The sequence below is a fragment of the Sphingobacteruim zhuxiongii genome (assembly GCF_009557615.1).
In the GTDB taxonomy this organism is placed as follows: domain Bacteria; phylum Bacteroidota; class Bacteroidia; order Sphingobacteriales; family Sphingobacteriaceae; genus Sphingobacterium; species Sphingobacterium zhuxiongii.
In genome coordinates, this window is the sequence record NZ_CP045652.1 from 2696993 (window position 1) to 2717740 (window position 20748).

Genomic DNA, 20748 nt, shown 5'->3' on the forward strand with positions numbered 1-20748 from the left:
AAAGGCGAGTTAGTGAGTGGGAAAACGATAACACCAATGCTTCACATTCGAATTGGAATGGTTAATTTAATTGGTTTAACAAATCGAAGATAGCAAATTTATAGCGTGAAATTATCGAAAACTGCCGACAAACTATTAATTTACGACAGTTGTAGTTTTTCATCTACAATCGTAAACAATGTTGCGCTAAAAAATAATGTTAACTCTTACGTGTAAGATATAGTTTTGTCGCCCTTTTTACGCCTAACGATTTTCATATCATTGAGCGATGTTTACGCCATGCGTTCTGGTTTCGATTTATTTTGACCGATAGTCTTACCGTCGCATTACAACGTTCTAGCTTGTGATTGCTAAAAACACAACGCATTTTGCATGCTTAGCGTAAACTTGATTACCAAAACATCAGACTTTTCTTTAGGTAAACTCGTGCTGCGCATTCGACACGTTCGGTATAGTTGCAACACTACCGCTACGGCAATCACTCCAATTAAACATTATTGCATGCATAGTCATAAGAATTGCTGGTGTTGACGAGTTGATACGAAGAGCACAAGCTACATCTTAGTCGTTGACAACAAAATGCGAAATAGAATCGTATGAACAGCATCGAATTCTATTTCTTCAAAAACGCTATAATATATAAATTAAACTGCCAAGATGAAACTACATTTGAAGAATGGTTATTCCGTTTAGGATGGCCTGAAAAAACGATTTTACGCACTAATTTCTCATTTAACCGCTTTAAGATTAGAATAACTTTTTAACCTTGTTTTCAAAATTTTACGCGCAGAGAAGATTCTAGTTTTGACCGTACCTTCCGGGATACCATAGTACGCTGCTATCTCTTTGTATTTATAACCTTCAAAATACATTAAAAATGGGTCTAAAAAGATGGGGTCGATCCCCTCAAATGCTTTCGACAAATCTTGTCCCAGAAAGTAATCGTCCGCCCTATTCTTCACTGAGGAATACGACAATTGTGAGTCCTGGTGACATTCATCGGTACTATCCACAAGTTTCATCTCCAACGTCCTCCTACGACAATCGTTAATGTGGATATTGCGCATAATAGTGTAAACCCAACCAATAAAATTGGTGCCGAATGTGAAGCGAGATGGATCCGCCCTAAAGACTTTCAATGCGGTCTCTTGCAATAAATCCTCCGCAGAATATACATTTTTAGTAAATCTCAATGCGTGGGAAAAAAACTTTTCCCGATTTCTGAGAAAATCATATTCAAATTTATTGTTCATGTAACCGTTGCTTGTGTGATCAGTGTGCCTATACTGGAAAACATCAATATTCGATATATGTTTTAAATAGCAAATCAAATAAATCTTTTTCGATCGAAATTGACTCATAAAATAGCCCCTGCGAACAGCTTAATACTACAAAACCGTCCCATCGGTCTTGATGTTTTTGTTGTAAAATTCTAATAAGAGATATGGTGCCACTCGTTGTGCAATAAACAATGATTCATGGTTATATCTCGATTTCTACATTTTAAAACGTCGGAAACGCAAATTGTTACGAATGCAGCTACTAGATTATTACTGAAGGGATTTTTGCTCTTTGAAACTCAATGGTTGGGATAGCTCGAGCGTCATCTGACGATTAGAATGTAATGATATTAAGTTAAAATGTTAATTCATCCGCCTACCAATTTAAGCCACGAGGAGTTTAAGTTGTTTTCAACAAACATAAGAAACTAAAAAAAGCGGCTCCAAATTCGGAGCCACTAGAGTAAATCAATTTTAAATATTAATGCCTGTATTGTTAAAACATTTACACGTCCAAATAGTTTTTATTGATTTGGAACTAGTTGTAAAAAGCGATTATAAATTCCATTTTCAGAATGCGAACGATGAGAAAAATTTCGATAAGGTGCGCAGTTTACATGAGTAAACTGCAATTTTAGAGGACTCAAAAAATGAATTTCGGTATTGACACAAATTTCGATTAATAGTAAATTTGAGTGGACGACCCATTATTTATTAAATATCCCCTGTTGAATGCTATTTCGTCAGGGGGTATCTTAAATTGATATTCAGTTTCTAGCTTTCCTATAATGACTTTCTTAACAATTTCCCTGACGATTACAAAACATTGTTGGAGGGATTTTAACGACGAAAGCCCCGATTAGGGGGCTTTAGAAAATTAACACTTAAACTACGAATTGTTTTTAGCACCTTAAAATTAATAAGTTGAACCAAACAAATAGTCAATTTATTGTCAAATAAGGAGACTAAGCATTTTAGATAGAATTTCTCGGAGTATACTAACAGTAGACAAAAAAAGCGATTATAACTTTACATTATAATCGCGATCTCATTAATAACAAATGGAGTATGGTTATGCTATACGTACGTTCGTTGCGTTAAGACCTTTTTGGCCTCTTTCAACATTGTAGGTAACGTGGTCATTTTCTCTGATATCGTCTCTTAATCCTGTACTGTGTACAAATAAATCATCTCCACCATCATTTGGTGTAATAAATCCAAATCCTTTTGTGTTGTTAAAGAATTTAACTTTTCCTTCTTGCATTGTGTTGTGTATTAAATAAAATATCTTGTTAGTGAGCAAACGCTCATATTTCGGGACAATTGAGTCCAAATAATCATTTATAAAATCAAAAGTTGAGGATAAGAGAAGGTTGCTATGACATGTCACAAAACATTTCTCGTCAAACATCATCTAGATGAAAACAAATTAGCAACTGAAAATGCGGAAACTAAAAAAGATGAGTGAACTGATCGGTTTCAGAAAGCGTCGGCAGGGCCTGATTATAACACAAAGATAATAAAATTTAATTAAAAACAAAATTATTTTTATTTCGACATAGCTTTTATCACTTTTATATGCGATTGGAAAGCAGCATAGAATGTGGGATATTCATTATATTTCACATTATATTCTAGGCAAGTCGCTTTAACAATTTCGTTAATTTTCGGATAGTGAATGTGACTGACCTTTGGAAACAAATGGTGCTCAACTTGAAAATTCAATCCCCCAAGCAACCAAGTTAACACCCGGCTATCGGTAGCAAAATTCGCCGTAGATTGCAATTGATGTATCATCCATTGTGCCTCAACACGTTCGTCAACCAGGGTTTTAAACTCAGTTTCGTCAACGACATGCGCTAGTTGAAATACGGTGGCCAAACAAATTCCGCAGACGATACTAGTTAAACATAAGCCTACAAGGGTTGGAATCCAGCCAACAAAGATGATGGGGATCACGACGAACAACGTGAAGTGAATAATTTTGCTAATCCAAAAAATTATTCTTTCATTGATTGGAAAGTTAAATTTTTCTGATGATATGCTCAACCTCTGTCTAAAATATTTTTCATAATCTTGATAAAAGATCCACGCCAAATATGAAATCGAATAAAGAAATATAAAATACAGATGTTGATATCTGTGATGTTCTTTTAGCGGTTGGTCATGGTGAATTCTCATGAATTTTATCTCAATATCGTGATCCTCACCATCGATATTGGTGTATGTATGGTGCGCTATATTATGCTTCAACTTCCACAAAAAGATATTCCCGCCTAGCAAATTTAAAGAATAGGAAAGGATCGTATTTATTGCCTTATTCTCTGAAAACGAATTATGTCCAGCATCATGCATAATATTGAATCCAATAGCGGCTAAATTAACCCCCAATAGAAGGCATAACACAACACTGACTATCCAATGTGGCTGAACGAATATAAGAATTGAATAGATTAGGAATAAAGAAGAAAGAAGGATGATTGCTTTTACTATTAATAGCCGATTACCTGTTTTATTGATCGATTCTTCTTGGAAATAATGGTTGACTTTTTGTTTCAATGATTTCGAAAACAATGCATTGACATTGTTAAACTTTACTACGGTACTCATGTTTTACTATACTACTTTTATGCGTTAAGCGATTCACAATTAAATGAATGGCTTTAATGTTACTAATTTAAAAAATTGTTCTCGGATATAAAAATCGGTACATAACATTTAGAGTTAATATCTCCTAACATGTCACTATATTAAATACTAAGCAGGTGCAGCTAAAAGATATATCAATCCAGTGTGTGATGAAAAGGTATGTTTGCCCTTAATTTATTACACGACTTTACGCGTGAGTAAAAATTCATAGCGCTGCTTTTATCGTTAACTTTCAATGCTATGCCCTTCTAACCTAAGTGTCAGACTTCGATTTAGGGTGATTTTTTTGCTTGATGAGGATACAAAGATGCTGGAAAATACGAACCAATCGAGCAGCAATATCCAGAACGTGATCGTGCCAATAATCCCTGAGATTGGCTTGGATACGATGGCCTATCAGAATCGATTCTAAGTTTTACAAAGTTTTATGTAAATAATTCCAACGAATTTGCATACCAACTGTTCAATACATAGACTGAATGATCTTTTTACGAATAGCGTATTCATGTTTCACAACGGAGCGAAACAAATAGCTTGCGCAAAAGATGATATTTGCTCTAACTGCCTAAGGCAGATAGAGCACACCCGCTAGGCATGACGGTGGCAAGTGAGAACCCTACTTTTTCACAACACGAGTTCTTGGCGTTGGATCAAGTATTTAAAGAATAGCGGTCATGGATTTATCGCAGCGATCCTAGAAGTTCACCGTAGGCAAAAGAAATTCGACGACTAAGGTTTATACGCAAGTGATAAGGCGTCCTTCGATCTATGAAACCTTTTGCGCTTTCCTCTGAACTTTCTCGACAGTTAATTAGAACAACAGCGGAAGCACAAACAGTAAAATTCTTACTTGTTTTCAAAAATATGATGCAGACAAAACGAACAATTATTATTTCAAATAGATTACCAATCCGAATAGAAAGACAACATGGCGAATTACATGTAATCCCTAGCGAAGGCGGATTAGCAACTGGCTTAGGATCAATCTACCAAGACGAAGGTAATGTATGGATAGGTTGGCCGGGCTTTGTCCCAGAGAACGAACAAGAAAAAGAAAGCGTTACGGCGCAACTCGCCTCTTTAAATCTTATTCCCGTATTTCTTACGGCCAGTGAATTGGAAGGGTATTATGAGGGCTTTTCCAACGAGGTGCTTTGGCCAATATGCCATTACCACCCCTCCTACACGGTCTACGACCCCGCTAATTGGGAAATCTATCAGTCGGTGAATGAAAAATTTGCCCAGAAGGTGAAAGACCAAGATTTACTGGACAGCGATGATGTGTGGATTCATGATTACCAACTCATGTTATTACCTAAACTAATTAGAGCCCACAACATCAACTTAGCCATTGGCTATTTTCAACATATACCTTTCCCACCTGATGAGCTATTTCGAGCCATACCTTGGCGTGACGAGTTGCTAGAAGGGCTTTTAGGAGCCGACTTGATTGCTTTTCACACCTACCATGACACACAGCATTTCTTAAATGCCTGCAGTCATATTCTTGGTATTGCTATTCAAAACAATAGCTTACGGAAAGCGGGGCGCAGTATATATGTGGAAGTTTTTCCAATGGGAATTGACTACGAGAAATTTAGCGGGCTTGCGCAGTCGGCCGCCGTTCAGCAGCGTGCAGACGAGATTCGCACATTTTATAACCACAGGAAATTTATTTTAAGCATCGATAGACTAGATTACAGCAAAGGTATTTTAGAACGCTTAAAAGCGTTCGAGAGTCTTTTGCAACACTATCCTGAATTATACAGTCAGGTCGTACTCTACATGCTCGTCGTGCCATCCCGTGACACTGTACCTAAGTATAGCGAACTACGCGATGAGATAAACAGGGTTGTTGGACACATAAACGCCGTGTATGGCACCAATGAATGGACACCCATATCTTATTTTTATAATACGTACTGCGTCGAGGAGTTGTCTGCCCTTTATGTCGCAGCGGATATTTGTCTGGTCACCTCGCTACGCGACGGAATGAATCTAGTCTGTAAAGAATTCATAGCAAGCAAAGAAAACAACGATGGTGTACTCATTTTGAGCGAGATGGCGGGTGCAAGTCGAGAGCTGATTGGTCCGATACTGGTCAATCCTAATGCGATTGAGCAAATTCGTGAGGCCATACGCACAGCGATCGTCATGCCGGTGGAGGAACAACGAAAGCGCTTAAATGACAGCTTGGAGATCGTCAAAAAATTCAATGTTCGCCATTGGGTTCATATTTTCTTCAAACGATTAAAAGAGATTAAAGCCTTGCAAAAGCAAGAATTAGCAAGACGCATCAGCCCAGCCATTATACAGGACATGCTCAGCCAACATGATGCTTCAAAACGTAACCTATTCTTACTGGACTATGACGGTACGCTCATGGGATTCAATAAAGATGCCGACGCTGTAACACCCACCAATAACTTGTATGAGACGTTGGAAGACCTACAATCCAACCCGAACAATCAAGTGGTCATCATTAGTGGGCGTCCGCAGGACACCTTAGCGAATTGGTTTGCCGATAAAGACTATTTCCTCGTTGCAGAGCACGGTGCATGGAGCAATTATCCCTATCACCAATGGCATAGCAAAAATCACATTTCGACGCGTTGGAAATATCCGATTAAACAAATCATGTCCGATTTTGCCAATCGCACTGCAGGTGCCTTTGTCGAAGAAAAGAACTATTCGCTTGCCTGGCATTACCGAAAGGTACAGCATGGATTGGGAAACCTGCGTTCCCAAGAACTCGTCGATAACCTACGCTATTTATTGCCGCATTACGGTTTACAACTGCTAATGGGGAACAAGGTAATTGAAGTAAAAAACAGCGAACTGAATAAGGGCAAAGCGGCTATGGAGATTGTCCATGATTTTCAGCCAGACTTCATATTCGCCATTGGTGATGACGCCACGGATGAAGACATGTTTTTGGAGCTTCCAGCAAACGCACTTACGGTGAAGGTGGGAAGCAGAAAATCTGCCGCACGATATTATATCGAAACACAGGAAGAAGTATTAAACCTAATCAAAAACTTTACGAACACATCTAAGCACTCGCAAAATGAATTCCAACATATCGAGAAAAACTAGCAAAATACCCCATACAAAACATACTTACAACAGTGGTATTATTGGAAACTGTGCTTACATCGCACATGTCAATATCGATACCAATATCAGCTGGCTTTGTTGGCCGACCTTCCAAGATTCGTTTGTCTTTGGAGGTCTTTTAGACGACTCCTACGGCGGTGAATATTCGATACGACCTATAGGTGATATTTTCTCCGCCAAGCAAACTTATCTGGAGAACACGAACGTTCTGTGTACAACCATTGAATGCAAAGAAGGGTCCTATCGGGTAACAGATTTCGCGCCACGATTTGAACAATATGAGCGCTATTTTAAACCCTTGATCATGATTCGCAAAATTGAACCTATTCAGGGACGTCCACGGATAAAAGCAACATGCGAACCGGTATACCAATATGGCAAAACGAAACTGAACAAGCATCGCGGAAGCAATCATATTCAATTTGAGAACGGAGACGTCAGCTTACGCTTAGCAACTGATATTCCAATTAGTCATTTCTTTGATGAAACAGCGCATGTACTAAGCAAACCGGTTTATTTAGTGTTAACGTTCGGCAGCCCCTTCGAAGCCCCAATAGAGCGTACCTGTGAAGAATTCCTAAGTCGAACAATTGCCTATTGGCAAAAGTGGGTAAAGAACGCGTCGATTCCTTCGTTCTATCAGAAAGAAGTCATTCGTTCTGCTTTAGCCTTAAAGCTCCACCAATATGAAGATACCGGTGCCATTATTGCCGCCAGTACCACCAGTTTGCCGGAATTTCCTGGTTCAGGACGTAATTGGGACTACCGTTTTTGTTGGTTACGCGACAGCTTCTACGTGCTTACCGCCTTGAGCCATATTGGTCATTTTGAAGAAATGGAAAAATACGCCTCCTTTATCGCCAATATTACGCAGACCGACAGCGGAAGGCTTCAGCCACTTTATGGTATTTTAGGGAAATCAGACTTAGTCGAAAGCCAGGTAGACCATCTTCATGGTTATTTAGGGAATACTCCCATTCGCATCGGCAACCAGGCCCATGAGCACATTCAGAACGACGTTTACGGACAAGCTTTGATCGCTTTGCTCCCCCTATTTACCGACCAACGATTTATGTATCAAAATAAAGGAATCTCTAAAGAGTGGACGAATTACATTTTGACGAAAATTGAAGCGACGATCGATGAAAAGGATGCGGGAATTTGGGAATTTAGAAATTTCCAGCAACGACACTGTTATTCCAATTTATTTCAATGGGCAGGCGCAACAGCTGCAATAAAAATAGCTAGACAAAACGGTTTTGAAGAAATGGAGCAAAAAGCGCTTTTACTGCAAAAGAAAGCTTCCGCCTATATAGAATCTTGTTATGACCAAGGCAGAGGCGTTTATACAAACTCCACTGAATCAACACATTTGGATGCCTCCACCCTACAGCTTATCCTGATGGGGTACTTAGATCCAGCATCCGAACGTGCCCGCCAACATTTGAGTCAGCTAGAAAGCGAGCTCAAGGGCCGACAGGGGTTATTTTATCGTTATTTGCACAAAGATGATTTCGGAAAGCCAAAGTCTACATTTTTGGTCTGCGCATTTTGGTATGTTGAAGCATTAGCCTGTGTGGGAAGGCTGGAGGAAGCTCAGGAGGTGTTCCAACAGTTGATGTCTTTCGGCAATCATTTGATGCTATTCAGTGAGGATGTCAATGAAGAAGATGGAAGCCAATGGGGAAATTTCCCTCAAGCATACAGTCATGTGGGTTTGATGAATGCCGCCTATCGTATCGCGATTAAATTAGACCAGCCAACCTTTTTTGAGAATGCAGGGATGCACGCTTATACCAAAGAATAAACGGGGTTTCAATCACACAAAATAATTAGGCCGGCGGAGCAAGTTTTATTTTTACGGGGCATGTGGATGATCGGCCGCCTTTCGAATGTACAGCGGAAAGGCTTATGAGCTGCCTTTCACTAGCTCACGAATGCTATTTCGCATGAACTTTCTTCTTACCTCATAAGGTGTATAGCCCTCTGAATAAAGGCAAAATTCGATAGACTTCGAACATATGCGTGATTGTTGGAGCTATTCTTTATTAATCGGACGCATAAAATTTTACTTCATCTTGGGTTTCTAGATGTCGATAACTTAGCGATAGATGATTTTCTAATCCATGTAATTTTTCAAATGATGGATTAGCCTCAAAGATTGTTTGAAGCTCTTCCAGTCGATACAACACCTCTTCACTAGTACAGCACTCGAAGTAGACCGTTTCTTCAAACTTGCTACTATTCTTTTTCTGTACACTTTTAATAATTTTTAGCTTTTCTATAACATCCAGTTCCATAATTGTGAGATAAACCATTCAACCTTACTTAGTTTGAGCGCGGCATCAACGAAGTGCCACTAGCCCTGTCAAAGTTTCGCATCCCATGTATTCCTTTCGGCATCAACGTCCTATGCATTTAGAAATGTAGTAGAACTTATGTATGGGTTCTATCTGTCTTTGTTTCCACCCCGCGTATGAGCGGATGCTAAGCTTGAAAAATCTTAGATTCAACGTACAGAGCTTTCATAAATCCGCTCATTCATAACGCCTCAGCATACTATGCCAACCTTTAGATTGACCGCGAGAAATAGATGTTTTTAGCATCTATATCTACCTGAACACATACCGCACAGAGATAGTTCAGCGAAATTGTACGAATATGAATTAAATCACTTTGAGCCTGGAATAATACCTGTTTAAGTGCAACGAATCTAGCGAAATACGACAGCCTTCCACAAGCTATAATTCTCAATAGCGATTGCGTCTATACGAACATTAGGTACTAGGATCTAAATGCCTTGCATTGGGTATCAAGAACTTGCTCTTGTTCTGCCCTTTTCTCCTAACCCATCAAAAGAGATGCTTGATATAAAATAAACATCACAATCTACCCCGTTTCCTCTCTGATAACATTTTGTTGTCTTGAATTTTGCTTTTTTACTTTGTTCGTTTTTCTTGATTTTCGTTAAATTTATAAACGAAGTAAACTCAAAATTCATCTTTTAGGTACATGTCACAATTTCAATCGTTAAAAATGTTGATCGATGTTTTGCAGCATTCCCCATTAGCGACTGCTATTTACGACAGCAGCGACCTGAACATCGCTTTCGCTAATGATGCGATGCTTCGGATGTGGTGCAGCGATTCATCCATTATTGGAACTAGCTTCAGCGAGGCTTTTCCTAATTTCAAAGAGGAAGGATTTTCAAGTATTCTAGAGAATGTGTGGCGAACAGGGATTAGTTACCAAGCGACCGCCACGCCTGCGGATATACTAGATGGAGATATTAAGCATAAGCGGTTTTTCGACTTTGAGTATAAAGCCCTCGTTAACGACCGCGAGGAAACCTTCGCGATTTTACATACATCCGTTGATGTTACCTCAAAAAACAAAGCCTTGCAATTGCTAAAAAAACAAGAGCAGCATTTATCCATCAATAGCGATCTGGAGGAAATTACACACAGTTTAGCACATGATGCTAAAAATCCGATTGCTATCGCTAGACTCGGAATTGATTCGCTGCGGCGCAATATTTCCGAGGTGGAAGATAGTAAGGATAAATGGTATGAAATCATCGATCAGGCGATGGTTAGTTTAAATAATATTATCGATAAGACCGTTCAGCTGAGCGAAGCACGGGTGTACTCACCGAATAAAAGCATGGTTTTCATCGCCGACAAGATGAAGTTCTGGTGTGACGAGGCCATCCTTCTCTATGCTGCAAATCGTACTAGAATAGATTTAGGGGTTTTGCTTCCCGTCCTAGGTGATCCTGGAGGTATTTTCCAAATCTTTAGCAACGTCATTGGAAATGCAATAAAATACTCTTCAACGATGCAGGAGCCAATTATCCAAATCTATTCCGAGGAAACGAGTAAGGGTGTGGTGTATTACATCAAAGATAATGGCATAGGAATTCCAGAAAAGGAGATTACCAAAATTTATGATAGGCTACAACGAGGTTCCAACTCAACCAGCCATAGCGGGCGTGGAATAGGGTTATTTATCGTGAAGCGCGTGATTGAGCGATTGGATGGGCAGATTAATATCTCCAGCAAAATCAACATGGGAACGGAAGTACGTTTGTTTTTTCCTAATAATTCCGAAATTTCTTCGAACGATTGTTAGCGCAAGCTGTTCTTTCCATACATCAAAACGATACTTTATGGAAACGACAAAAGAAGGAAATAGCAAAGATTTGTACCCTAGCCCCCCATTTAAAAAACAGGCACAATCCCCTCCTGGCCTAACCGACAAGATGGTTCCTCGTCCAGACCATGGAGAGCTGACATATCAAGGGTCGAGCCTGCTTGAAGGCAAGGTGGTGATCATCACTGGTGCGGATTCTGGAATCGGAAAAGCAGTAGCCATCGCGATGGCGCGCGAGGGTGCGGATATCGTAATATGTTATAAAGACAGTATCGAAGATCAAGATGCTGAAGATACCGCCGACTATGTAAGAAAGGCTGGTAGAAAAGCGATTCTTTATAAAGGCGATATTCGCGATGAGCAAGTTTGCAAGGACATTATAGAGACGACAGTAGCAAAGTTTAAGAAATTTGATATTCTAGTCAACAATGCCGCCTACCAAATGTCTTACAAAAACCTACAAGAGATTAGCGCCGACGAGTGGAACATGACTTTTGAAATTAACTTAAGTGCGATGTTTTATTTAGTCAAGCATGGTCAACAGCATATGCGCGAAGGCGGTAGCGTGATTAACACCACTTCGGTCAACGCCTATGATCCCAACCCGACTTTGATACCCTATGCCGCTAGCAAAGCAGCGATACAAAATTTCACCGCCAATCTAGCGCAAAAGTTTCTGAACGAAGGCAATGGCATCCGTGTTAATGCAGTGGCTCCTGGGCCAGTATGGACGCCATTAATTCCGAGCACCATTCCTGATCATGAACATTTTGGCGACAATACGCCTTTAGGTAGACCTGCCCAACCTGCTGAATTAGCTGCCGTCTATGTGTTTTTAGCATCCAACGCGGCATCCTATATTGCGGGCGCCACCATTCCTGTTACTGGCGGACGTATTACGATTTAACCTGATCCAACAGCGAAGCGAGCATCTCTAAAGAGCAATTGAGGGTTTTGATATAAGTATCAGCAGCATGCGCACTTGGCAAGGCATAAGATCGGGCGAGATAAGCATCCTTAACCGCAACAGCGATAAAGACGTCGCCTACTTTAGCGCTAGGATGTTTATCTGTCCCTTCATAGGCGAGTCCGGTAACAGCGATGCGTACCTCAGCAGGAAGAACTTGCTTTAATCCCTGCAGAAGTGCTAGGCTTACTTCGATGGATTCGGCGGTATAGGTCGACAGCAGCTCCTCAGGCACCAGGAGAAGCGAGGTTTTTACGGATTCCTCAAAACAGACGATTCCGCCTAGAAGATAATTACCTGAGTCTATTTGCAAACTCCACACACTTGTTATAAAGCCCGAGGTCATACTCTCGGCAAAGGACAAGTGCCAGCCTCTTCTGCTGATCTCGTCGCCGAGGCGATTTAAAAGTTTATGATTTATCGCAGTCATGAATGGATATCTTTTTTGTTTTTTTTCTAGTGAACAGTTTACGGTAAAAATAGTTAGTGGTATTCTGTTTTGGGAAGACAGAACCATCGGGGAATTTAATTGTTAGAATAACAAAAGCATTTATTATGAGAGCAATTTGGACAGGAGCAATAGGTTTCGGATTAGTCAATATTCCGATTAAAATTTACAGTGCAACGCAATCGAGCAGCTTGGACCTCGATATGTTAGACCGAAAAGATCATTCGAACATCAAATATAAACGTGTGAATGAAAAAACAGGAAAAGAGGTTCCATGGGACAACATTGTTAAAGGATACCTACTTAAAGATAAATACGTTGTGTTGGAAGATGCCGATTTTGAGGACGCTATGCCCGAAAAAAATAAGATGATTAATTTGCAGACCTTTGTCCAAGGGAAGGAAGTAGACAGCATTTATTTCGATACTCCCTATTACTTGGAACCTCAAAAGTCAGGAGAGAAGGCATATCAATTATTGCGTAAAGCATTGCAAAAATCAAAGACCGTCGGTTTGGGAACCTTTGTTATGCGCAATGTTGAAAATTTAGTGATTGTAAGACCTTATGAAGATGTTTTACTCCTTAATACTTTGCGTTTTCAGGAGGAAATCCAACCGCTATCCGCGATAAAAGATACCGCCAACATATCTATAAAGAAGCAAGAAATGGATATGGCCTTGCAATTAATTAAGGCAAACAGTAAACCCTTCGATATAGCCGCATACAAAAACGAACACAGCGAAGCACTTTTGAAAATTATTAAGCAGAAAAGCAAGGGCAAGCGTGCTACGATCCGTAAAATCAATGTAGAAAACACCAAAGCTTCCGATTTATTGGAAAAGCTAAAGGCCAGTTTAGCCTAAAATTTTGTTATAGCTCTTTTAATGTCAACTCTGGTCTTAAAAATCGCTTCCCAGGGGTCTGCCTTCGTACGAAGGCGCTCGACAAGCGAATCGATTGTGAAGTTAGTGATTTGGATATCCTCATTGAGTTCCTCCCAAAAAATAGGTGTGCTAACACTAGCGCCTGGCTTAGGACGCACAGAATAAGGCGCTGCGATCGTTTGTCCTTGTCTATTCTGAAGAAAATCCAGATAGATCAGTCCCTGCCGTTGTTTGACTGCACGTTCCAGGCTTGTAGTTTCAGGATGTTGGTCGTGAACCATCTGGGCAAGGAATTGTATAAAGTTCCGCACTAAACTATAGTCGTATTGTTCATTTACATGGAGGTAAATGTGAAAGCCTGAGGATCCGGAAGTTTTTATGAATCCAGGGATCTCCGCCTTATCCAAAAGCTTTTTACAAGTCTTTGCGACTGCTTTCAGTTCTTGGAAATCCATCCCATTCGGATCCAAGTCCAATACCCCGAATTTTGGCATCTGCGGTTTCTTGAAGGTGGAAAGCCAGGAATTTATTTCAATGGAGCCCAAATTGGCAATATACAGTAAACTCGCCAAATCATTGCATATCAAGTAGTCGATCGTTTCCTTATTCGATGCCGTTTCCATAGGAACAGTTTTCATCCAGGAGGGCAACTGTTTAGGCTCTACGTCTTTTTGAAAGAAACTCTTCCCTTTAATCCCGTCGGGAAATCTGTTCATAGCGATAGGCTTATCTTTCAGATACGGCAACAGATAGTTGCCCATTTGTTCGTAATAAGCTAACATGTCCCCTTTGCGGAGGCCCTCATGAGGCCAATAAATTTTATCTTGATTGGTTAACGTTACTTTTTTTCTACCCAATTGAACCACACGACTTTGTTCCATCTCATTAACGGCAACTATCTCCATGCTAGCATCCTCAGCTGCCTTATCAGCACGTAAACCCTTAAATACTGGATGTCGTAAATGCTTGTCGCCCGTCCATTCGGCAAAGTATACTTCGCAAACCAGCTCGGGTTCCACCCAACTCACTTGGCTCTCCTTGGCAACTTTCACCGCATGATCAAAAGGTTTTGTTTTCCTTCGATGCGGCGCTAAGATTTCGAGAATTTCCTTTCGTTCACGCTCTTTAAATCCCGAACCACAGTTGCCTATATAAATGAGTTTCCCCTGCACATAGGCGCCCAATACGAGAGCGCCAAAACCCGATTGCTGGCCCTGCGCCTCCGTGAAACCGCAAATGACGGCCTGTTGACTGTTTCGCAGTTTATATTTCAACCAAGCACTGCTTCGCTGCCCCTCGAGGTATTGTGGAATTGCAACTTAAAAGTGGAGACTTTTTATGCCACTAATAAACTAGTTGATTTATAAAATTTTTCCATTTCATTTGGTGTTTTATTACCTAATCCAGAATGGATTCTTTTTTGATGGTAAAATCCTTCGATGTATCTAAAGATTTCTAATCTCGCAGCTTCCCTGTTTGCAAATTTTCTGTGATAAACTAATTCACATTTTAGTGTTTTGAAGAAGCTTTCCGCGACTGCGTTATCCCAACAATTACCTTTCCTGCTCATACTTTGGATAATTTCATTTTTTCCTAATAAAGACTTAAACTCGTTGCATGCATATTGAGCACCTCTATCTGAGTGGAAAATCAGACCCTGTTTTACATTCCTTTGTGCAATAGCCATTTTAAGTGCTTTTAAAGTTGTATGCTCTGCCGTCATGTCATTACTGAACGACCAACCTATGATTTTTCTATCGGCAAGGTCGATAACAGTAGTAAGATACAGCCATCCTGATCCAGTCTTGATGTAGGTAATATCACCAACCCATTTTTGCGATAGGCCATCTGTAAAGAAATTTCTTCCAAGGAGATTCTCAGCAAGTTGAAAACTGTGTTTGGAATCTGTCGTTATCTTAAATTTCTTCCGAATCTTGCTTCTTAGATTCAATTTTCTCATCAATCTGGCGACATAAGAACGTGATATTTTATGATTTTTCTTATTCAGTTCTAAAGTAATTCGAGGACTGCCGTATATTTGGTCACTGTCCTGATGTTCTTGTTTTACCAGTATAGATAATTCCTCTGTTCTCTTATCTCTGTTGCTTTTTGGTCTAGAAATCCATTTGTAAAACGAACTACTGCTTGTATTTATAATCTTGCACATCTTTTCAACTGCGAATAGGTTCATATGCGATTTTATGAACTCATATTTTCTCAGTCGCCCTTGGAAAAGATGGCTACCGCCTTTTTTAAGATTACGTTTTCTAATTCTGCTTCCTTTAAACGCTTTTTTAACTCCCTAATCTCTTGCTCCTCTGGAGTTAATTTATCATTCTTTGGTAATAGTGTACCTCCATTATATCTAGGATCTACACGCCATTTACTTAATCTACTTGCATCTAGATCCAACTCTTTTGCTGCTTCCAAAACCGAGCCCTTTAGAGAGGACAACTCTACTGCCATTTTTTTAAATGACTCATCAAATATTCTTGCCATGTCTTAACAAATTTAATTCTATTTTATTTTAAATCTGTCTCCACTTAAAGGTAGCAACTCCATTGACTATCTGCCCGCTTAGCTATAATACCCTCCCACTGATGTGCTGCTGCTTCTTCGATACCTCCTCCATTAGTCAGATCGACTGGCTTAACGTGGAAAATGTGCTTTAACTTCGCTCTTCTCAACAGGAGTTCGAGTAGTTCCTTCCTCTCGATTAAAGTATAAGTTCGTAGGTTTATCTCATCAAGTTCCAGGATGTCGAATATATAATACCGCAGTTGCAAAGCCTTTGCAATAGGTTCTCCGGCTTGCAAGCCCTGAAAATGCTCTTTCCCATGCTGATCCGCTAGCACGATTTCGCCATCGAGTATACTGGAATTGCAACTTAAAAGTGGAGACTTTTTATGCCACTAATAAACTAGTTGATTTATAAAATTTTTCCATTTCATTTGGTGTTTTATTACCTAATCCAGAATGGATTCTTTTTTGATGGTAAAATCCTTCGATGTATCTAAAGATTTCTAATCTCGCAGCTTCCCTGTTTGCAAATTTTCTGTGATAAACTAATTCACATTTTAGTGTTTTGAAGAAGCTTTCCGCGACTGCGTTATCCCAACAATTACCTTTCCTGCTCATACTTTGGATAATTTCATTTTTTCCTAAGAAAGACTTAAACTCGTTGCATGCATATTGAGCACCTCTATCTGAGTGGAAAATCAGACCCTGTTTTACATTCCTTTGTGCAATAGCCATTTTAAGTGCTTTTAAAGTTGTATGCTCTGCCGTCATGTCATTACTGAACGACCAACCTATGATTTTTCTATCGGCAAGGTCGATAACAGTAGTAAGATACAGCCATCCTGATCCAGTCTTGATGTAGGTAATATCACCAACCCATTTTTGCGATAGGCCATCTGTAAAGAAATTTCTTCCAAGGAGATTCTCAGCAAGTTGAAAACTGTGTTTGGAATCTGTCGTTATCTTAAATTTCTTCCGAATCTTGCTTCTTAGATTCAATTTTCTCATCAATCTGGCGACATAAGAACGTGATATTTTATGATTTTTCTTATTCAGTTCTAAAGTAATTCGAGGACTGCCGTATATTTGGTCACTGTCCTGATGTGCTTGTTTTACCAGTATAGATAATTCCTCTGTTCTCTTATCTCTGTTGCTTTTTGGTCTAGAAATCCATTTGTAAAACGAACTACTGCTTGTATTTATAATCTTGCACATCTTTTCAACTGCGAATAGGTTCATATGCGATTTTATGAACTCATATTTTCTCAGTCGCCCTTGGAAAAGATGGCTACCGCCTTTTTTAAGATTACGTTTTCTAATTCTGCTTCCTTTAAACGCTTTTTTAACTCCCTAATCTCTTGCTCCTCTGGAGTTAATTTATCATTCTTTGGTAATAGTGTACCTCCATTATATCTAGGATCTACACGCCATTTACTTAATCTACTTGCATCTAGATCCAACTCTTTTGCTGCTTCCAAAACCGAGCCCTTTAGAGAGGACAACTCTACTGCCATTTTTTTAAATGACTCATCAAATATTCTTGCCATGTCTTAACAAATTTAATTCTATTTTATTTTAAATCTGTCTCCACTTAAAGGTAGCAACTCCATACAACGGCGCGAAAGCCTTTTCAACTCTTGAATCAACGATGGAAACTTTTGATCAAGTCGATTTCCGTTGCGCGAAACCAAGCTGGGACGACCAACTCCACAAATAGCTATAGCCCGGAATCCATCGTATTTTTTTTCATAGAGCCAGTCATCTCCGTCGGGAAGTTCCTTGCTGAGTTTGGCGAGCATGGGTTCGACTTTTACCGTTGATACTTCAATAGGAGACTCCCTTTTTTTAAACCTTTTTCCTTGTTCGACGACTTCTTTCTCGACGAGCTGCTCAATATCGTAGGGCTGATAGGTCGCAAAATCATCGGAATGTTTAATTAGCAACCATTGATCTTCTGCCGCTTGTCTCATCTTAACCAAAGCAAATTCGCCTTTCAATTGATTCCCGTTCAGGCGAAATTTGATACTACCCTCCTTGAGACTCTTGAGAAATCCCTTCTCAGTTTTATCTGCAACAAATTCATAGTATCCAGAGTCAAAAATGGAGACCGTTCCAGCGCCATAATTCCCTCTGGGAATGGTACCTTCAAAATGCGCATATTCTAGTGGGTGATCTTCGACGCGGACGGCCAGTCGTTTGTCGATTGGGTTCATCGAGGGCCCTTTGGGAATGGCCCAACTTTTTAAGACGCCATCTAATTCCAGCCGGAAATCATAATGCAGCCGGCTCGCATGATGCCGCTGTACCACGAAACGCAGACCTTGTTTGCGGGACTTTTTTGAGGTTCCGCGCGGCTCATTGGTTTTTTCGAAATCACGTTTCTGCTGATAAGGTTGTAGACTTGCCATACTTACTTGTAGAACAAGACGATGAACTAAATGTTTGCGAATCGCCTCCTTTTTGCCTAACGAATAAGCCCCATTAACACAGCAAACTTGATTAAAGCAGGCGTGTTTTTAGCCTTCGTCTTTTCAATTAAATTTTGGCGGTGCCCCTCTACCGTTCGCTTACTTATGAACAGCATTTTTGCAATTTCTTGATTCGTATAGCCCTCCCCCAATAGATTCAACACTTCCTGCTCTCTTTCTGAGAGATCGAAATCGACGGGATTACTAACAATAGGCTGAACATTATTTTTAACAATCGCTTTTTCAACAAAGCTCATGGATAATTCTTCACATAGATAACGTCCACCATTGCTCACGTGTTTAATACAGAAAATCATTTCCTCGGCACCAACGTTCTTAATCAAGTAACCTTTGGCACCCGATTCAAACGCCCGCGTTACGTATTGTTCGCAATCTAACATTGTTAATACAATTACTTTGATTTGCGGATATCGCTCTGCTAATTCTTGGATAAGCTGCATTCCGTCCATCTCCAGCATTCCGATGTCCGTTAGCACAATATCCGTTTCTACTCCCGAATCTAATAAGTCTAAAACCTGTTTTCCGTTATTCACATCAGCAATCACTTGAAATGTTTGCTGTGTATCGAGCAACAGCTTAATTCCATTTCTTACCACCAAATGATCTTCTGCCAATAGTATCTTCACCTTTTCCATCATTGAGCTATTTAATTTCTAAAGTTATCTGCATTATTGAACTGTTTCCAAATTTTCCGTTAGGCATGCCATTCAAGGCCACATGCTTAATAACCTATCCTTTCATGCTTTGCCAATACCTATGTTTTCATCGGACAGTTGAACGTCCATTATAGTTCAGAAAAATTTCATTCTTCCATTAATTGCTTCCTTGAACCAAAAATTTTACGCGGCGTTTACCGAATAAAAATCTTAAGCAGAAAATTAGTAGACATCATTCAACGTACCATGCTTTCTAAAAATAGGACTTGATAATCGTAAACCTGTCAGGCAGCTCTGTTTTATTTAGCAATGGGGATCTATTCAGCAATGATAACGCTTAAAAATACAGATAATTCTCCGTTAGGAGCGTCAAACCAAGCCCCAAATGGCACAAATAGGTATGAGAAAATCGACTAACAGGTATTTAACGCATTCACAAAATTACACCAATTCAAGAAGGTTATACTAACACGAAAACAAGTGTATTAGATTTATAAACCAAGTAAAAATTTAGAGTCGAAGTAAAAGTAGTTGAGCAAAAAAGCATCTAATTTTCTTTGCATTTGCTTAGACTTTCACAACCGTGTTTCATACGTACAACAGGTATTAATACGTGTTTTGACAAATCAGCACAAACAACACAAAACATCCTTATAATCAACGCGTTATATAGGTACAATATTTTAACGCATTAATCGACTCTACATGAAAACGAATCTAAACACGACCATCCTTGAAAGTTCACCAGTTCTTATGCGACTTGCGAATAATTTCACAAACGATCCTGTTGAGAAGGACGATTTAGTACAAGAGACATTCATTCGATCGTTAAATTCTTTAGAGAAATTTACTAAGCATCCCAAATTGATTTCCTGGCTGTATGTCATTATGAAGAACATTTATTTAAATAAGTACCGTCGCGAAATTGTTAGAAGAAGTGCTGAGAAGGAAATTTCATATACACAATCTTTCAATAGTAGGATAGGTAATAAAGCGGAGTCTCTGTTTGTTTTAAAGGATGTGCAGGATGCTTTAAAATTACTGTCCGGAGAGAACTATCAAATTATTTCAATGTATTTAGAGGGTTTTAAATATTATGAAATAGCCGAACATATGAATATGAAAGAAGGCACCATTAAAACGCGGATACACAGCATTCGCAAGTTCTTGAAAAAAAAACTGCAGGTGTATGCCCTTTAACTTGCTTGCCTGTCTAACTTGACAATAGGGGCTCCTTTTTACTTGAACGGGCAGCCCCTAAAAGAAGAAGCATTATTTCCGGTAACAAATTGAAGAATTAAATATTTCATTAAATCCTAGCAACCAAATGCAGAGACATTATGCTCGACCGGTACAATTTCATTTTCATCCTTAACCATTAGCATTATTTTTTTTTTGTAGTCTGGTTATATCCTATGCAAAATGCAATGAGGATAGGCAAAACCGATTTTCCTTACCTAAATTAAGCACATTGGATTGCTGGTCTGTTGCAATCGGCAAGATGTCCGGTTGTTAAACAACCGCAATGTTAAACCACACTCGGAACTCGTGGTTTTGAACTTTCACGGGAGCAACGCGATAGAGGG

Annotated in this window: 19 protein-coding genes; 6 read left to right on the forward strand and 13 right to left on the reverse strand. The window is 39.5% G+C overall.

Annotation, left to right across the window (positions count from 1 at the left end):
* Positions 1-728 precede the first annotated feature (728 nt).
* From GFH32_RS11565 to GFH32_RS11575, 3 genes are all read right to left on the reverse strand, one after another.
* On the reverse strand, positions 729-1253 hold the full coding sequence (locus tag GFH32_RS11565; protein WP_160366940.1) for an RNA polymerase sigma factor: 525 nt from the start codon (positions 1251-1253) through the stop codon (positions 729-731).
* A 1099-nt stretch (positions 1254-2352) separates the two neighbouring features.
* On the reverse strand, positions 2353-2544 hold the full coding sequence (locus tag GFH32_RS11570; protein WP_153509233.1) for a cold-shock protein: 192 nt from the start codon (positions 2542-2544) through the stop codon (positions 2353-2355).
* Between the two features lie 284 nt (positions 2545-2828).
* Complete coding sequence (locus GFH32_RS11575) at positions 2829-3890, reverse strand: fatty acid desaturase family protein (protein ID WP_153509234.1); 1062 nt, start codon at positions 3888-3890, stop codon at positions 2829-2831.
* 903 nt (positions 3891-4793) lie between these two features.
* Between GFH32_RS11575 and GFH32_RS11580 the strand changes: the two genes are divergently transcribed.
* Complete coding sequence (locus GFH32_RS11580) at positions 4794-7025, forward strand: bifunctional alpha,alpha-trehalose-phosphate synthase (UDP-forming)/trehalose-phosphatase (RefSeq protein WP_153513065.1); 2232 nt, start codon at positions 4794-4796, stop codon at positions 7023-7025.
* Positions 6997-8853, forward strand: coding sequence for a glycoside hydrolase family 15 protein (locus tag GFH32_RS11585; RefSeq protein ID WP_194285636.1), 1857 nt, complete (start codon positions 6997-6999; stop codon positions 8851-8853). The genes GFH32_RS11580 and GFH32_RS11585 overlap by 29 nt, the downstream gene beginning before the upstream one ends.
* A gap of 241 nt (positions 8854-9094) precedes the next feature.
* On the opposite strand, the gene GFH32_RS11590 is transcribed toward GFH32_RS11585, so the two are convergent.
* Positions 9095-9364, reverse strand: coding sequence for a hypothetical protein (locus GFH32_RS11590; RefSeq protein WP_153511753.1), 270 nt, complete (start codon positions 9362-9364; stop codon positions 9095-9097).
* 694 nt (positions 9365-10058) lie between these two features.
* On the opposite strand from GFH32_RS11590, the gene GFH32_RS11595 reads away from it, so the two are divergent.
* Both GFH32_RS11595 and GFH32_RS11600 read left to right on the forward strand, forming a co-directional pair.
* Positions 10059-11177 (forward strand): sensor histidine kinase, encoded by a 1119-nt coding sequence (locus GFH32_RS11595; protein ID WP_153511754.1) that lies wholly within the window; start codon positions 10059-10061, stop codon positions 11175-11177.
* 37 nt (positions 11178-11214) lie between these two features.
* Complete coding sequence (locus tag GFH32_RS11600) at positions 11215-12105, forward strand: SDR family oxidoreductase (protein ID WP_153511755.1); 891 nt, start codon at positions 11215-11217, stop codon at positions 12103-12105.
* Here the strand turns inward: GFH32_RS11600 and GFH32_RS11605 are convergent.
* On the reverse strand, positions 12095-12682 hold the full coding sequence (locus GFH32_RS11605; RefSeq protein WP_153511756.1) for a CinA family protein: 588 nt from the start codon (positions 12680-12682) through the stop codon (positions 12095-12097). The genes GFH32_RS11600 and GFH32_RS11605 overlap by 11 nt on opposite strands.
* A 38-nt stretch (positions 12683-12720) precedes the next feature.
* Between GFH32_RS11605 and ku the strand changes: the two genes are divergently transcribed.
* Positions 12721-13476, forward strand: a complete 756-nt coding sequence (gene ku, locus GFH32_RS11610; protein WP_153511757.1) for a non-homologous end joining protein Ku — start codon at positions 12721-12723, stop codon at positions 13474-13476.
* Here the strand turns inward: ku and ligD are convergent.
* Genes ligD through GFH32_RS11650 form a run of 8 tightly spaced genes read right to left on the reverse strand, consistent with a single transcriptional unit; the run spans position 13473 to position 19144 of the window.
* Entirely contained in the window at positions 13473-14810 is a 1338-nt protein-coding gene (gene ligD, locus GFH32_RS11615) for a DNA ligase D (protein ID WP_153511758.1), read from the reverse strand. The genes ku and ligD overlap by 4 nt on opposite strands.
* Positions 14811-14833: 23 nt before the next feature.
* Positions 14834-15769, reverse strand: coding sequence for an IS3 family transposase (locus GFH32_RS11620; RefSeq protein WP_153511759.1), 936 nt, complete (start codon positions 15767-15769; stop codon positions 14834-14836).
* A complete protein-coding gene (locus tag GFH32_RS11625; protein WP_153509217.1) occupies positions 15715-15996 on the reverse strand; it encodes a transposase in 282 nt (93 codons plus the stop codon). The genes GFH32_RS11620 and GFH32_RS11625 overlap by 55 nt, the downstream gene beginning before the upstream one ends.
* A gap of 44 nt (positions 15997-16040) precedes the next feature.
* Positions 16041-16370: an ATP-dependent DNA ligase gene (locus GFH32_RS11630; protein ID WP_153511760.1), complete on the reverse strand. Its 330-nt coding sequence runs from the start codon at positions 16368-16370 to the stop codon at positions 16041-16043.
* 31 nt (positions 16371-16401) lie between these two features.
* Positions 16402-17337: an IS3 family transposase gene (locus GFH32_RS11635; RefSeq protein WP_153509216.1), complete on the reverse strand. Its 936-nt coding sequence runs from the start codon at positions 17335-17337 to the stop codon at positions 16402-16404.
* Positions 17283-17564 carry a transposase gene (locus GFH32_RS11640; protein WP_153509217.1) on the reverse strand — a complete coding sequence of 94 codons (282 nt, stop codon included), beginning with the start codon at positions 17562-17564 and terminating at the stop codon, positions 17283-17285. Before GFH32_RS11640 ends, GFH32_RS11635 begins: the two co-directional genes overlap by 55 nt.
* 18 nt (positions 17565-17582) lie before the next feature.
* Positions 17583-18425 carry a DNA polymerase ligase N-terminal domain-containing protein gene (locus GFH32_RS11645; protein ID WP_153511761.1) on the reverse strand — a complete coding sequence of 281 codons (843 nt, stop codon included), beginning with the start codon at positions 18423-18425 and terminating at the stop codon, positions 17583-17585.
* Between the two features lie 56 nt (positions 18426-18481).
* The gene (locus tag GFH32_RS11650) at positions 18482-19144 is read right to left on the reverse strand and encodes a response regulator (RefSeq protein WP_228384124.1); all 663 of its coding nucleotides are present in this window, start codon (positions 19142-19144) and stop codon (positions 18482-18484) included.
* 723 nt (positions 19145-19867) lie between these two features.
* On the opposite strand from GFH32_RS11650, the gene GFH32_RS11655 reads away from it, so the two are divergent.
* Positions 19868-20362, forward strand: a complete 495-nt coding sequence (locus GFH32_RS11655) for an RNA polymerase sigma factor (protein WP_153511762.1) — start codon at positions 19868-19870, stop codon at positions 20360-20362.
* Positions 20363-20748 lie beyond the last annotated feature (386 nt).